At 70.6% G+C, this 14200-nt stretch carries 13 protein-coding genes and 1 riboswitch; of the genes, 8 read left to right on the top strand and 5 right to left on the bottom strand.

The features are described 5' to 3' along the window. Positions 1 to 467 precede the first annotated feature (467 nt). From MXD61_RS15130 to corA, 3 genes are all read right to left on the bottom strand, one after another. Positions 468 to 1439, bottom strand: a complete 972-nt coding sequence (locus MXD61_RS15130) for a C40 family peptidase (protein WP_248813820.1) — start codon at positions 1437 to 1439, stop codon at positions 468 to 470. Between the two features lie 125 nt (positions 1440 to 1564). After that, a riboswitch (cyclic di-AMP (ydaO/yuaA leader) is annotated at positions 1565 to 1735 on the bottom strand. Positions 1736 to 2128: 393 nt separating this feature from the next. Next, a complete protein-coding gene (locus MXD61_RS15135) occupies positions 2129 to 2515 on the bottom strand; it encodes a hypothetical protein (protein ID WP_163548335.1) in 387 nt (128 codons plus the stop codon). A 282-nt stretch (positions 2516 to 2797) separates the two neighbouring features. Then, positions 2798 to 4108, bottom strand: coding sequence for a magnesium/cobalt transporter CorA (corA, locus tag MXD61_RS15140; RefSeq protein ID WP_248813822.1), 1311 nt, complete (start codon positions 4106 to 4108; stop codon positions 2798 to 2800). A 170-nt stretch (positions 4109 to 4278) separates the two neighbouring features. On the opposite strand from corA, the gene MXD61_RS15145 reads away from it, so the two are divergent. After that, the gene (locus MXD61_RS15145) at positions 4279 to 5061 is read left to right on the top strand and encodes a PhzF family phenazine biosynthesis protein (protein ID WP_248813825.1); all 783 of its coding nucleotides are present in this window, start codon (positions 4279 to 4281) and stop codon (positions 5059 to 5061) included. A gap of 99 nt (positions 5062 to 5160) precedes the next feature. On the opposite strand, the gene MXD61_RS15150 is transcribed toward MXD61_RS15145, so the two are convergent. Continuing rightward, positions 5161 to 5589: a hypothetical protein gene (locus MXD61_RS15150; protein WP_248813827.1), complete on the bottom strand. Its 429-nt coding sequence runs from the start codon at positions 5587 to 5589 to the stop codon at positions 5161 to 5163. 125 nt (positions 5590 to 5714) lie between these two features. Between MXD61_RS15150 and MXD61_RS15155 the strand changes: the two genes are divergently transcribed. From MXD61_RS15155 to MXD61_RS15180, 6 genes are all read left to right on the top strand, one after another. Beyond that, a complete protein-coding gene (locus tag MXD61_RS15155) occupies positions 5715 to 6566 on the top strand; it encodes a hemerythrin domain-containing protein (protein ID WP_248813829.1) in 852 nt (283 codons plus the stop codon). Between the two features lie 177 nt (positions 6567 to 6743). After that, a complete protein-coding gene (locus tag MXD61_RS15160) occupies positions 6744 to 7937 on the top strand; it encodes a PP2C family protein-serine/threonine phosphatase (RefSeq protein ID WP_248813831.1) in 1194 nt (397 codons plus the stop codon). Further along, positions 7937 to 9691 (top strand): CHASE3 domain-containing protein, encoded by a 1755-nt coding sequence (locus MXD61_RS15165; RefSeq protein ID WP_248813833.1) that lies wholly within the window; start codon positions 7937 to 7939, stop codon positions 9689 to 9691. Before MXD61_RS15160 ends, MXD61_RS15165 begins: the two co-directional genes overlap by 1 nt. Then, positions 9684 to 10124: a response regulator gene (locus MXD61_RS15170; RefSeq protein WP_248813835.1), complete on the top strand. Its 441-nt coding sequence runs from the start codon at positions 9684 to 9686 to the stop codon at positions 10122 to 10124. Before MXD61_RS15165 ends, MXD61_RS15170 begins: the two co-directional genes overlap by 8 nt. Positions 10125 to 10199: 75 nt before the next feature. Further along, complete coding sequence (locus tag MXD61_RS15175) at positions 10200 to 11033, top strand: TIGR03085 family metal-binding protein (protein ID WP_248813837.1); 834 nt, start codon at positions 10200 to 10202, stop codon at positions 11031 to 11033. 124 nt (positions 11034 to 11157) lie between these two features. Continuing rightward, positions 11158 to 11637 (top strand): NUDIX hydrolase, encoded by a 480-nt coding sequence (locus MXD61_RS15180; protein WP_248813840.1) that lies wholly within the window; start codon positions 11158 to 11160, stop codon positions 11635 to 11637. A gap of 15 nt (positions 11638 to 11652) precedes the next feature. Here MXD61_RS15180 and MXD61_RS15185 read toward each other — a convergent pair whose 3' ends face one another. Beyond that, complete coding sequence (locus MXD61_RS15185) at positions 11653 to 12984, bottom strand: glycosyl hydrolase (RefSeq protein WP_248813842.1); 1332 nt, start codon at positions 12982 to 12984, stop codon at positions 11653 to 11655. 506 nt (positions 12985 to 13490) lie between these two features. Here MXD61_RS15185 and MXD61_RS15190 point away from each other — a divergent pair. Continuing rightward, positions 13491 to 14195: a CD225/dispanin family protein gene (locus MXD61_RS15190; RefSeq protein ID WP_248813844.1), complete on the top strand. Its 705-nt coding sequence runs from the start codon at positions 13491 to 13493 to the stop codon at positions 14193 to 14195. Positions 14196 to 14200 lie beyond the last annotated feature (5 nt).

The following is a 14200-nucleotide window of genomic DNA, read 5'->3' on the forward strand; positions in this document are numbered from 1 at the left end:
CCCGCCCACCCCCCCCCGGGGGGGGAGATCTGACGTCCGTCCGGCCGGAAGGAACAGACGGCTCCTGCCAGACAGGTGCGGGATGACCGGTCAACTGGGGTGTGGCCGGGTCAGCGACGATGGTGACCCGGTAAGGGCGACGATGGTGACCCGGTAAGGGCGACGATGGTGACCCGGTAAGGGCAGCGTGCTGCTGCCGGACGACCGGTCGGGGGAGCATGCCCGACCAGGGCACTGGATGGTGCCGAACCTGTCCAAGAAGTACGAAACGTGCCGACGCGTGGACGTGTACGGCTGCTAGCTGACCGCGGCCGGAGGGGGGTGGCCGCGGGCGGCGTCAGACGTCCAGGTCAGGTCGTGTCCACGGCAGGCGCCGCGAGGTCCAGGAAGGGCTGCTGGCTACCCTCGGAACGTGCGGGAGGGTGGCCGCTGGGCCCGGCTCGGACGAAGCGGTGGCGAAGGTGTCGTCAGATCCGGCCCACGTAGTACGACGTGGTGTAGATCGACTGGAGCTTCACGACGTCGCCGGTGTGCGGGGCGACCCACATCTTGCCGTTGCCGGCGTAGATGCCGACGTGGTAGATGTTGCCGGGCGTACCCAGGAAGATCAGATCTCCGGGCTGCTTGTTGTACATGGAGATCCGGGTGGTGGCGGCGAACTGGGCGTCCGTCGTGCGCGGCAGGGTCTTGCCCAGCTGCCGGTAGACGTACTGGACGAGCCCGGAGCAGTCGAACGAGCTCGGGCCGTCGGCACCGTAGACGTAGGGCTTGCCGGCCTGCAGAGAGGCCAGGTAGACGGCCTTCTCACCGATGGAGTTCGCCGGGAGCGGGACGTCCACGTCGACGGAGACGTTGTCGATGATCGCGCCGCGGGCACGCGAGGCCGCCGCCGGGGCGGGCTGCGCGACCTGCAGGGTGGCGTCGTTCGACGAGTGCGCCGACTGGAGGGCGTCCGTCCCGTCGAAGATCGCGGTGACGTTCGTCGTGGTGAGCACCCGGGCCGTGTACGACGTGTAGCCCTGGTCGTTGGTGTACAGGTGCTTGAAGGTCGCCCAGCCGGTGGGCAGCTTGACCTGCACCTTGACGAGCTGGTTCGCCAGCGGCTCGTGGGTGGCCTCGTTGAACAGCGAGAAGCCGATGTCCACGGGCTCGTTCGGGGTGACCGTCACGTTCGGGTTGGTGACCCGCAGGCCGACCTGCACCTTGCCCGCCAGGGGCGGTGCGTCGACGGTCGTGGTGGTCAGGGTGGTGCCGACGGAACCGTCGGAGCTGATCGCCGCGGCGGCGATGCTGCCGCCGAGGGCGGCTCGCGAGCCGATCTGCGCGGCGAGGGTGACCGGGGCGGTGTTCGTCGACTCGTCGCGCGCCTGGTCGGCGTGGACGTCGGTGGCACAGCCAGCCAGGGCCACTCCGGAGACCGCGACGGTCCCGGTGGTCATCGCGGCGAAGGCACGCGCCCGGCCCCGACTACGGGTGACCGGCGTGGGGGACGGGGCACGGTGACGGCCGCGACCCGCGACGCGTGAATCTTCGTCGAGCTGCACGCTTTGTGCGGACAACGATGTATTCCTTCCCGTACGCCTGCGAAGTGAGCTGTCGGGTTCGGGCTGGGCTGCCCGGCCCGCGGCGTGACCTTCACGCTGCGGACTTCACCCCTAGGCCGGCACCGTGGCTCGGTGCTGGCCGGTGTGGAGGATGGGTCCCCCGCTCCTGCCCCAGATGACGACTCGGAGGGGACACCGGGGCCGGGGGCAGGATTCGGCGTTCGGCCCGGTGTTGTCGTTTCGTCGGCGTGAGACTAGTCCACTCGGATGGTGCGGGTAAACACTAGCTCCTCCCAACTACAGGCAGTGTGCACTGAAGTGCCCGTGTCCGGGTCACCGCAAGTGCCGCCCGGCCGAGCCGATCAGGCCGTCCCAGCACGCGAAAACGCCTGGATGGGAGGTGGTCGCCAACCCCCGGATCGATGCCGTGACGTCGTGGAACCGGGTGACCGCAGCCGGGTCGCCCCGATTGGACACCCACAGGTGGACACAGCCTCGGTCGCACCCGGTAACCGCGGAGTCGGGGCCGCGCGGCGGGCCGCCCCGGCCGTGGTTCATGCCCATCAGGCAGATCCGAGGGGGTGTCAACGGGGGGTCCGGCCGCGGCGGGAGAGGAAGCCGGCGGTGTCGAGCATCTGGAGTTCGAGGGCGAGCAGCTGGACCTCGCCGGGCAACGAACGCTGGTGGGCGAGGGAGGCGACGGCGGCGCGGGCGCGGTCGGCGAGCGCGTCCAGGGCGCGTTGGCGCTGACGCATCCGGGCCCGCTCCTCCTGGATGGTGCGGACCGTCTCCTCCTGCCAGTCGCGCGTGCGGGCGAGGAACTCGCTGGCGTCCTTGGCCTGACGCTCGGCTTCCTCCAACCGGCTCAACAGGCCGTCGAGGACCTCCAGGCGGCCGACCAGCTCGACGATCAGATCACCGCGGTCGGGCATGGGGGTGGTCGCTCGCCGGGCGGGGTCAGACGAGGGCATGAGCTCCCCTGGGGGGTGGGGGATCGGGGGCTGTGCCGAGCCGCGGAGACGAGGCCCGGTCGCTCCGACACGGATGGTTACGGTAGCCGACGGCGACGACCGAATGTAACCCATCGTACGGATACGTCGGCACTGTCAACTGATAGTAAAAATGAACCATGGACCACCGGCTGGCTGCGCGTTTTGCGGCGTACTGGCGGTTTGGGCGCTATTTGTATGGGCATGCGCTGCGGGGCACCGGTTCCCGGCCGGCGTCAATGACGCAGGTCACTTTCGGGCCGGCTAAAGCCAGCCGTTACGTTTGAACGCCCGGTACAGCAGCAGACAGGCGACCACCATCACGCTCAGGACCGCGGGATAACCCCAGGTCTGGCGCAGCTCGGGCATGTGCTCGAAGTTCATTCCGTAGATTCCGGCGAGCGCGGTCGGAACGGCGGCGATCGCCACCCAGGCGCTGATCCGCCGCATGTCCTCGTTCTGCGCGATGGTCAGCTGGGTAAGTGTGGCCTGGAGCACCGAGGAGAGCAGTTCGTCAAAGTGCGAGATCCGCTCGCTGACCTGCTCGAGATGGTCGGCGACGTCGCGGAAGTAGCGGCGCATCGCGACGTCCACCATTCGTGGCCGGTCCAGGATGAGGCTGCGCAGCGGTCCGGCCAGCGGCTGGACGGCGTGCTTGAGTTCGAGCAGCTCCCGCTTCATCTGGTAGGCGGACTCGGTGGACGGGGTGTGTTCGCGGCGGAACACCCCGGCCTCGATCTGGTCGACATCCACCTGGATCTTCTCGACGGTGTCCACGTAGTCATCGACGATGCTGTCGCAGATCGCGTGCAGGACGGCGGTCGGGCCGTGGCGCAGCATCTCCGGGGCGGCCTCAAGCTGGCGGCGCAGCTTCGACATCTCACCGTGCCGCCCGTGGCGCACCGTGACGACGAAGTCCTCCCCCAGAAAGATCATGATCTCGCCGGTGGTGACCACCTCCGAGGTGCCGGTCACCTCGGTGTGCGCGACGTAGGTCGTGGTCTTGAGCACCATGAACAGGTGGTTCTCGTACTGCTCGAGCTTGGGTCGCTGCCCGCCGGTGACGGCGTCCTCGACGGCGAGCTTGTCCAGTCCGTACTCCTGCGCGACCTCGGCGAGCTGCTCGTAGGTCGGTTCGAACAGGCCCAGCCAGGCGAACCCGTCCCGTTCGTCGCGTGCGAGCCGGAGCGCGTCGGCGGTGTTGACGTCCATCGTCACCCGCTTGCCGTGGCTGTAGACCCCGCAGGCCATCACCCGTCCGTCCGGCGTGGACCGCCGGATGATCGCGCGGGCCTGGCGCCGCTTGCGGCCGACCCGCACCAGCGAGACCGCCGGTCGGCTGAGCGCGCCGGCCAGCCGGTGGGCGTTCGCCGAGGCGTGCTCCAACGCGTCCAGCACCGGATGCTCACCCTGGGACCCCGACTGGTCGAGCGCACCGGCCGGGTCGGAGCGGTCGGAGCGGTCGGAGTCGTCCGATCCGCCGCCGTGTGGTGTCGAGAAGTGAGGTTGTCCGGTGGTGTTCGCCGTACTGGAGATGTCCACACCGTTGTTGTCCGCGGCGTCGCCTTGTGTCATCGCTTCGTCGCCCCCTTCCAGGCCATCGGCGTACCGTTGGCTGTTCTGACGTACCGGTTGCCATCGTGACAAGGCGGCCGGGACTGCCGGGCAGGGTACCGGTCGGGTAAGAGGATCCGTCCTCGGCGTTCCGTGTGGATGCGCGGGTGCGCCGTGGGATGGCGAGCGTGATGGCGAAGGTGACGCGCACACTGCCGTGGCGGCCCATGGGCGGCCCGGCGCCAGCCACGGAGGTACGGGTGACCGAGATCGAGGTACGCAGGCTGCGGGTGTTCGCCGATGAGACCGGCGCGGCGGGCAGCCTGCTCGCGGTGGTGCTCGACGCCGCCAAACTACTGCCCGACCAGCGGGAACGGGCTCAGATCGCACGGCGGCTCGGTGTGCCCGCTACCGTCTTCGTCGACGACCTGGAGCAGGCGGAACTCGCCGTGCACACCCCTGACCGGCAGGTGCCGACCGCGGGGGACGCTCTTGTCGGCGCCGCGTGGCTGATCGCCCGGCTGCTGGGCGGGCATCCGGCGGTCCTGCGCCTGGCCGGTGGGGACGCGGTGAGCTGGCAGGACCAGGGCCGGGTGTGGACCCGGGCGGCGCTCACCGGTGTCACCGGCTGGACGCACCGCCAGGTGGGCAGCCCCGCCGAGGTCGAGCAGCTGACACTGCCACGCCCCGAACAGGACGATCTCGTGCAGGTCTGGGCCTGGCTGGACGAACAGGCCGGCGTCGTGCGGGCGCGTGCGTTCGGGGAGCGCCACGGTGTCGCCGAGGACGAGGCGTGTGGGTCGGCGTCCATGCTGCTCGCCGCGCGGCTCGAGCGCCGGCTGACGATCCGCCACGGCATCGGCTCGATCGTGCTGGCCGGGCCCGGCCCGGAGGGCTTCGCCGACATCGGCGGCCTTGTCGTCGAGGACGAGACCCTCCACATCGACCATCTCGACGACTTCCTCGCCGACTGAGCCCCACCCGCCAGCGGCGCCTCTCCTCCTCCTCCTCCTGCCCGCTCCTCCTCCTGCCCGCGCGGACGGCTACTCCCCGCGCGGACGGCTACCCGCTCGTCAGAGTGGCGGTTCGGCGGGTGAGCGCAGCATGCGCGTCCACGCGCCTTCGGTGATCTCGCCGCGGGCGTCGATGATGGCCCAGTCGACGATGTCGACGCTGTGGATGCGCAGCGGCAGGCCCATCCGGACGTGGGTGAGCGAGGGGTGCGCGCCGTCGCTGAGGCTGCGCCCGTGCAGCAGCGCCGGATGCGGCCAGCCGGACACGCGCGCCCAGGGCCACTCGACGGTGTCGGCCACCGCGATCTGATGGCGCACGAGCAGACTGCCCAGCGGGGGCAGCGCATGGTTGAGGTAACGCCGCCGGGCGTCGGTCAGGAGTGAGCGGGCGGCGAAGACGGCCTGCTCCCGGACCAGCCGCGACTGCTCTCGCATCGGCTGGTCGGGTGTGGGCTGGTTCTGGATCAGGGGGACATTCCTGACGGCCATGGCGGCCACAGTAGTGGAAATCTTCCGCAGGGTACACATATGCACCCCGGGTTCGACACGCTTTCTTCGATGCCCGCTTACTTTGTGTAGACATTTTCCGGATGCGGTCATCGTGAGCAGGGCGTATGTTCGACGTATTGACAGTGATCCGTTACTCCATTCGTCCGTTCGACGAGGTGATCATGGCTGAGGCGTTGGCGACCCTGGTGGATTCGGCGCATGCGGATGCCTTCCACCTGATCGAACTGGCCGGTGGCTCGCCCGAGGTCGATCCGGGGGGCGCGGCCGATCCGGGGGGCGCGAACGCCACGCCCAGCGACCCGCGGCAGGTGCTGCGGGCCAACGACGTCGCCGTCGCGGCGATCTCCGCGCATCTGAGCGCGATGGAGGCCGTCGTCTACCCGATGTGCGCGCGCAACGTGCCCGGCGGGCGAGCGCGGGTGACGGAGCTGCGCCGGTTGGCGCGGCGCAGCTCGTCGGTGATGCGCGGCATCGAGCAGTACGTGCAGGGCGATCTCAACCGCCCGGCGGCCAGCGTCACGAGCCTGCGCCGGGACCTCGCGGTCCTGCTCACCGAGCATGCCCAGACCGAGAACGCGCTGCTGCATGAGCTCGACCGGACGCTGTCCGACAGCGAGCGCACCCGCCTGCGGGAGCGGTTCTCCGCCGCGATGCGCCACGCCCCGAGCCGGCCGCATCCGCATCTCGGGCACGGCGGCCCGTTCGGCGGCAGCGCCACCGTCCGGCTGCTTGGCACCATAGATCATCTGCTGGATGTGATGGATGCCCGTGAGGTGGCCGGCGCCCCCGTTCGTGCTCCGGCGCCCGCGGGTCTCTGGGGCTGGTACCTGTTGGGCCGCCCGACCGCACCGGCCCCGGAGTGGCCCGCCGAGACCCTCACCGTCACCACGGCTGATCCCGCGGACGGGGCCACCGCCGCGGCCGGTGAGCGGGCACGATCGGTGGGTGGCGGATAGTCGATCGGGGGGTGGCGACCCTGACCGTATGGTGAAATGTTACTGACCTTGGTCGGGTAATGACCGCGACGACAAGCCCGTTCGGTGTTCCCTTCCCCGCGTCTGCCACTCGACATGCCATGCTTCGGGTCCAGGTTGGGCCGATATGGCCCGCACGTCGTGCACTGCCGAGGAGATGTGTCCGGAACCGAGAGCGCCGTCGCCCCGGCGCCCGCGACGCCAGCGGACGTGATCTGGCCGATCCTGCTGGTCGAGGATGATGACGGGGACGCCTTCCTCGTCTCCGAGCTGTTGGAGGAGGTGTCCGCCCCGGTTTCCGTCACCCGGGTGCGCACCGTCGCCGAGGCGCTGGTCGGCAGCGCCGGCGCCGCCTGCATTCTGTTGGATCTCGGCCTGCCCGACAGCGAGGGCCTGTCCGCGTTGCGGCGGCTGCTCGAGGTCGAGTCCGGCGCGCCGGTCGTCGTGCTCACCGGTCTGGTCGACGAGTACCGCGGCGAGCAGGCCGTCGCCGCGGGTGCGCAGGACTACCTGGTCAAGGGCCAGGTGGACGGGCGCGACCTGGTCCGCGCGGTGCGTTACGCGATCGAGCGGACCAGGGCCGACACGGCCGCCCAGGCGCTGCGTGAGTCCGAGTTGCAGGCCGCGGAGCGGTCCCGGCTCGAACGCGGTCTGCTCCCGCGCCCCCTCTACGACGACGTGCGGCTGCGCCACGACACCCGCTATCGCCCCGGTCGGCGCCAGTCGCTGCTCGGCGGGGACTTCTACGACATGGTGGCGACGCCCGACGGTGTCCTGCACGTCCTGCTCGGCGATGTCTGCGGGCACGGCCCGGACGAGGCGGCCCTCGGGGTGAGCCTGCGTATCGCGTGGCGAACACTTGTGCTCGCCGGTGTGCGGGAGGCCGATCGGTTGGGGTATCTCCAGCGGGTGCTGGTCAGCGAACGAGATCATGATGAGATTTTCGCGACGGTCTGTGAGCTCTCCATCGCCGCGGATCGTGAGTACGCCCGGATGCGCCTGGCCGGGCATCCGCCCCCGGCGATCCTGTATCCGCGGCTCGCGGCCCTGCCCGGTGATGTCGTCAGCCCCGCCCTCGGCATCCTCGACGAGGACCTGACCCAGGAGGTGCGGGTCGAGCTCGGCCCGCGCTGGGCGCTGCTGCTGGCCACCGACGGCCTGCTGGAGGGTCGTGACGGCCCCGGTGGCGAACCCCTGGGGTGGGAGGGGGTTCTCCCCGAGCTCGCGAAGCTGTGGCCGCCTCAGGGCCCCGACCACCTGCTCGACAGTCTCATCGACCGGATCGAGGCCCGCAACGGCGGCCCGCTCACCGACGACGTCGCCCTGCTCCTGCTGATGCGGGGCGACGACTGATGCCCGCCGCCGCGGCACCCAGCGCGCCGACGGGTGGCGCGCCGACGGGTGGCGCGCCGACGGGTGGCGCGCCGACGGGTGGCGCGCCGGCCGGGGATGGTGCGACCGGGGGTGGTTCGTCCGGGCTGGGCAGGTGGCGACTGCGGCGGCGGCTGGGAGTCACCTATGTGATCGCGGCGGTGGTGCTGCTGGTCGTGGTGGGTGTGGTCGCGTCGTCGCTGGTGCGGCTCACCGATGCCATCCACACCCGCAGCGACGTGATGGCGCCGGCGTTGCTGGCGTCCAACCGGCTCGTCGCCAGCGTGGTGGACCAGGAGACCGGCCTGCGCGGCTACCTGCTGCAGGGCACCGAGGACTACCTCTCTCCCTACAACGCCGGACGGACCGAGGAACGCCGTGATCTCGCCGAGCTGCGTGGGGTGCTGGCCGGCCGGCCCGACCTGCTGGCCGGTGTCACGGCGTTGGACGCGCGCATCCGCGCCTGGCACACCGCGTACGCCGACCCGGCGATCGCCGCGGTGCGCGCCCAGGGCGTCTCGGCAGCCCGTCAGGTGCCGCTGGCCCCCGGCAAGGTCCTGTTCGACGCGGTCCGCGGCAGCGCCAACGCGCTCAACGCGGTGTTGCTCGAACACGCCAGCGAGGCCCGCTCGGATGTCCGGAGCGCGCTGAACTTCCTGGTGACGGCGCTGTCGATCGGTGCCGCGGCGCTGGTGGCCCTGTTCGCCGCGATCTACTGGGCGCTGCGCGTCTGGGTCACCCGTCCGATCGAACAGGTCGGTGGGGACGCCCGCACCGTCGCCACCGGCAGCCTCGACCATGTGGTCGAACCCACCGGTCCGCCGGAGATCGTCACGCTCGCGGCCGCCGTCGAACTGATGCGCCAGCAGCTCATCGGTGAGCTCGGTGTCGCCCGGGCGGCCCGGTGCGAGGTCGAGGCGCAGGCCGAGGTGCTGCGCCGCTCCAACCGCGACCTCGAGCAGTTCGCCTACGTCGCCTCGCACGACCTGCAGGAGCCCCTGCGCAAGGTCGCGAGCTTCTGCCAGCTGCTCGAACGCCGCTACGGCGACAAGCTCGACGACCGCGGCGTCCAGTACATCGCCTTCGCCGTCGACGGCGCCAAGCGGATGCAACAGCTGATCAACGACCTGCTTGCCTTCTCCCGGGTCGGACGGACCACCGAGAGCTTCGTCGACATCCCCCTCGGGGAGCTGCTCACCCGTGCCACCACGACCCTGTCGCTGACGATCGAAAGCCTCGACGCCGAGGTCAGCGCGGACGAACTGCCGATCGTGCGCGGCGACCCGATGCTGCTCACCCAGCTGCTGACCAACCTGATCGGCAACGCCCTGAAGTTCCACGGGGAGGATCCGCCGCGGGTGCACATCGGTGTGGTCGAACACGCCGACACCTTCGAGTTCTCCTGTGCCGACAACGGCATCGGCATCGAGACCGAGTACGCCGAGAAGATCTTCGTCATCTTCCAGCGTCTGCACAGCCGGGAGGTGTTCGCCGGGACCGGTATCGGTCTCGCCCTCTGCCGCAAGATCATCGAGTTCCATGGTGGTCTGATCTGGCTCGACACCGAGGCCCGCCCCGGTACCACCTTCCGCTTCTCCCTCCCGCGCCGCACCGCCGCCGCTCCCGCTCCCGCGGCGGCATCTCCCGCTGTATCCGTCGGCCCTGTGTCTGCCGGCGCTGTCGATCTCGTCCGCGCCGCCAAGGCCGCCCGACCGTCCGGAGAACAACGTGAGTGAACAGCTCATCCCTGTCGAGGTCCTGCTCGTCGAGGACGACCCCGGTGACGTCCTCATGACCCGTGAGGCGTTCGCGGACCACAAACTGCGCAACCACCTCAACGTCGTCAGCGACGGCGTCGAGGCGCTCGCCTACCTGCGGGGCGAGGGCGAGTATGCCGGCGCCCCCCGGCCCGACCTGATCCTGCTCGACCTCAACCTGCCCCGCCGCGACGGACGGGACGTCCTGCGCGAGGTCAAGGCCGACGAGCGCCTGCGACGCATCCCGATCGTCGTGCTCACCACGTCCGAGGCCGAGGAGGACGTGCTGAGCAGCTACGACCTGCACGCCAACGCCTACATCACCAAGCCGGTCGACTTCGACCGTTTCGTCGCTGTCGTGCGCCATATCGACGACTTCTTCGTCACCGTCGCCCGCCTCCCCGGCCAGTGACCTTCCTCTGCCCGATGCGGTAGCTGGCAGTCGACGTTGCCGCGCGGACGGGCCGAGGTCGCCTACAGTGCGAACATGGCCACCGGACCACGACCCGCCCGCGTGCAGCGCCAGGCCCTGGCCGATCTGCTCGGCGAGTACGGCCCGGCCCATCCCACGTTGTGTGCGGGCTGGACGAACCACGACCTGGCAGCCCATCTGGTCACCCGGGAGCGGTCACCGTGGGCCGCTCCCGGCCTGGTGATCGGCCGCCTGCACGGCATCACCGAACGAGCCGAGCGCGCCACCATGCGCGCCCATCCGTATCCGGACCTGATCGAGATCTTCCGCGCCGGCCCGCCCCGCTGGCATCCGACCCGCTTCGGCCCGCTCGACGACGCCACCAACCTCGTCGAGTTCTTCATCCACGCCGAGGACATCCGCCGTTCCACCGCGGTCCCGACCGCACGCTCCACCATCGGCGCCGGCGCACGCTCCGCCGTCGGTTCCGCCGTGGGCTCCGGTGCAGGCTCCGGTTCGGGTTCCGGCGCGGGTCCGGGCACCGATCCCAGCGCGGGATCCACAGACGGCTCCAGCGTCGGCTCCCACCTCGGCTTCGGGTTCGGCCTGGACATCGACATCGCCTGGAAGCCCCGCGATCTCGACGTGGCCAGCCGCGGCATGATGTGGAACGCCCTGCGCCTGGCCGGACTCGTCGGTTTCCGCCGGGCCGGCATCGGCGTGGTCGCCGAACGCACCGACCGCCCTGGCCGGCTCACACTGCGCGGCGGCGATCCCGTGGTCGAGATAGTCGGCCTCCCCGAGGAGATCCTCCTGTTCGCGTTCGGCCGTGGCCGGATCGCCCAGGTGGACCTGCGCGGCACCGCCGCCGACATCGACCACCTGCGCCACGCCCCCATCGGGCTCTGAGCCGTCCAACTGACCCCCGCCGACCCCCGCCGCGGCGCGGGCGGCGAGCCGTGTGGCCGGGCGGACATCGGGCATTCGGCGCAATTCGCCGGCACTGATGGGCGAGGGCTGCGAGGCTGGGAGCATGGTGGCGAAGTCCCGGCGGGCCGCGCGTGTGCTGCTGGTCGATCCGACGGACGCGGTGCTGCTGATCCGCTCCCATGATCCGAGCCTGGACGCGGCGCCGTCCTGGTGGCATGTGCCGGGCGGGGGGCTTGATCCGGGCGAGACGCCGGAGCAGGCGGCGGTCCGGGAGATCTTCGAGGAGGTCGGCTACCGGTTGGCCGACACGGGCCAGCCGGTCGCGACCCGCCGGACGTCCTTCACCTACCTGGGTCGGGACTATCGCCAGGCCGAGACGTTCTACGCCGTCCGCGTGCCGCATCGACCGGAGCCGGACGCCTCGCGGTGGACGGAGACGGAGCGCCGGTCGATTCTCGGCTGGTCCTGGTGGACGGCGGCCGAACTGCGCGTGACCGGCGACACGGTCTACCCGACCGGTCTGGTGCGCCTGCTCGACAGCTGGCTTTCGGGAGGCCCACCGAGCACCCCCCTACGTCTGTGACCGACCTTCAGGCGACTACCACAGGGAGGCGTAGGTGGCGGCGCCGTTCGGGTTCTCGTTGGGGTTCAGCAGGGACGAGTGGACGTTGCCCGGCGCGGAGTCGTTGAAGTACGCCTCGTAGGCGAGGATGTCCTTGTTCGCCTTGAACGTGTTGTACATGTTGCGGATGTAGACGGGGTTGTCGCCACCGGCCTTCCCCGCCCGTCCGGCACCGGTGTCGGACTTGCCGACCAGACCCCATTCGGGCACCGAGAACTGTTTGCCGTGCTGGCGGGCGAAGGCGATCGCCGAGCACAGGCCGGTGGCCTCGGCGCACTGGGCGGCGAAGGTGGCGTCGCTGGTGCTCGCCGGCCAGTGGTCGTAGGTGTCCACACCGATGATGTCGACGTAGGCGTCACCCGGGTAGACCGACCAGGCTCCACCGCTGTGTGCGTTCAGGGCCCAGTCGATGCGGGCCTGCGGATCGGTCGAGCGGATGGCGCTGACGACCTGCCGGAAGCAGTTGACCCAGGTGGTGGCGTTCGTCTTCGACACCGACCAGGGGAACCAGTCGCCGTTGAACTCCCAGGCGAGGCGGACGATGCTGGCGGGTCGCCCCTTGGCGACGAGCCAGCGGCCGAAGCTCGCCCACTGGCTGCTGTAGGCACCGTTCGCGCAGGAGCTCATGTCACCCTGCCCGTTCGGGAAGAACGGCTGCGAGATCACCCAGGTGCCGGCGAAGGTCGAAAGCTTCTCCGGGCCCGAACCCAGCCACGGGTTCGTGATCGTCTGCCAGCTGTTCCGGTCGCTGAAGGCGACCACGGCGGTGACCGGGGAGCCGCGGAAGGCCGCCCACGCGTTCACCTGTGTCAGGGAGCCGGCGGCCAGCCCGCTCATCCCGCCGGGAACGGCGCCGCCACCGGACACGGCCGGCGGGGCCACCACGGGTGCGGGGGGTGCCTGCGTGGGGGTGGTGGTGCGCGGCGCGGTGGTCGTGGTCGCCCGCGAGCCCGACGCGGTACCGGAGGTGCCGGTTACCCCGGACTTGCCGGGGCCGGTGCCGGTGCCGCCCGCGGCCGGGCTGGGGGCGGGCGAGCTGGTGCCGCGCGCGGTGGCGCTGGCCGAGGGGGTCGGGCTGGCGGAAGGCCGACCACGATGCTGGTTCGGGTGCGCGGCCGCCGCCTCGATGGTGGACGCGCCGTCAGTGCTGTCGCCCGTGGGGGCGAGGTTCCAGCCGATCGCCGCGGCCAGGATGGCCAGCACGCCAAGCGAGGCGAGCCAGACCGGATGGCGGGAGTGCCGCCGTCGACGCCGTGAGCCAGCGCGGGCCTTCGGCGGACTGGACGTGCCCTCCGATCGGTGCTTCACCGCGGTATCCCTCCGTGCGTGGCGTGTCGGCGTCAGAACCCCCCCGGGTCCCGGCTTCGCGAGCGAAGCGGATGACCTCCATGTCGCGCAGCGGCCAGAGATGTCGATGTGGGGTGCGGCCGGGGTACCCCCTCGGTGCCCCAGTGGTCGATCTGGTCAGGTATGACCGGACACTACACGGACGAAATTTTTGGGGACGTCCCAGGTAGTGCAGTATGTCTTAGATGTCCGTAGGCTGACCGTCTGAGCGATGTGTATCCCTTGTTCTTCGGGTGAGATTCGCGGTCTGAGTGCCGAATCGGGGGTCTCCGGGGGCCCTCGCGAAGGTGGCCGGCCAGCCGGCCGCGAGGGTCGCCGATGCCACGACCGGCGGGACGGCACACGGAGGTCAACAAGGTCCCGTTGTGCCACAATGTGCTCGCGCGCATGTGCCCACGAGCGAGCGGTCGCCGTGGTTGGGGTCGTCCGCTCACCCACGACTTTTCCAGACGCCAGGAGCACACCGAATGTCCCAGCCACCCGAGTACCCGTCGGGCACGGATCCCCAGGGCGGCTACCAGCCGGGGCAGGGCGGCTACGACCAGGGGCAGGGCCAGCCCGACTGGAACCAGCCCGGCCAGGGCCAACCCAATCCCGGTTACGAGCAGGGCGGCTACGGCCAGGGCGGCTACGGCCAGGGCGGCTACGTTCAGCCCGACTCCGGTTACGGCCAGCCCGGTTACGGCCAGGGTGGCCACGAGCAGGGTGGCTACGGCCAGCCCGGTTACGGCCAGCCCGGCTACCAGCAGGGGCAGGACGCGCAGGGCTACGGGCAGCCCGCCGGTGGCTACGGTCCGCCACCGGGCGGCTATGGCGCGCCCCAGGGTTACGGGGCGCCGCAGGGTTACGGAGCGCCCGGTGGGTTCGGCCCGCCGCCGCCCTACGGCCAGCCCGTCCCGAACTATCTGTGGCAGTCGATCGTGGTGACGCTGCTGTGCTGTCTGCCAGCCGGCGTGGTCGCGATCCTCTACGCGACCAAGGTCGATCCGCGCCGGCAGACCGGTGACATCGACGGTGCCCGCAACGCGTCCAGCAAGGCGCGGATGTGGTGCGTCATCTCGCTGCTGCTGGCCATCGTGCCGCTGGCGATCGTCCTGATCCTGGGGTTCTCCGGCGCGTTCGACGACGACTCGAGCAGCGGATTCTCCACTCTCGGCCCGCTGACGACCTGAGCGTC

The organism is Frankia sp. AgPm24 (assembly GCF_023243055.1).
Taxonomy (GTDB): Bacteria; Actinomycetota; Actinomycetes; order Frankiales; family Frankiaceae; genus Frankia; species Frankia umida.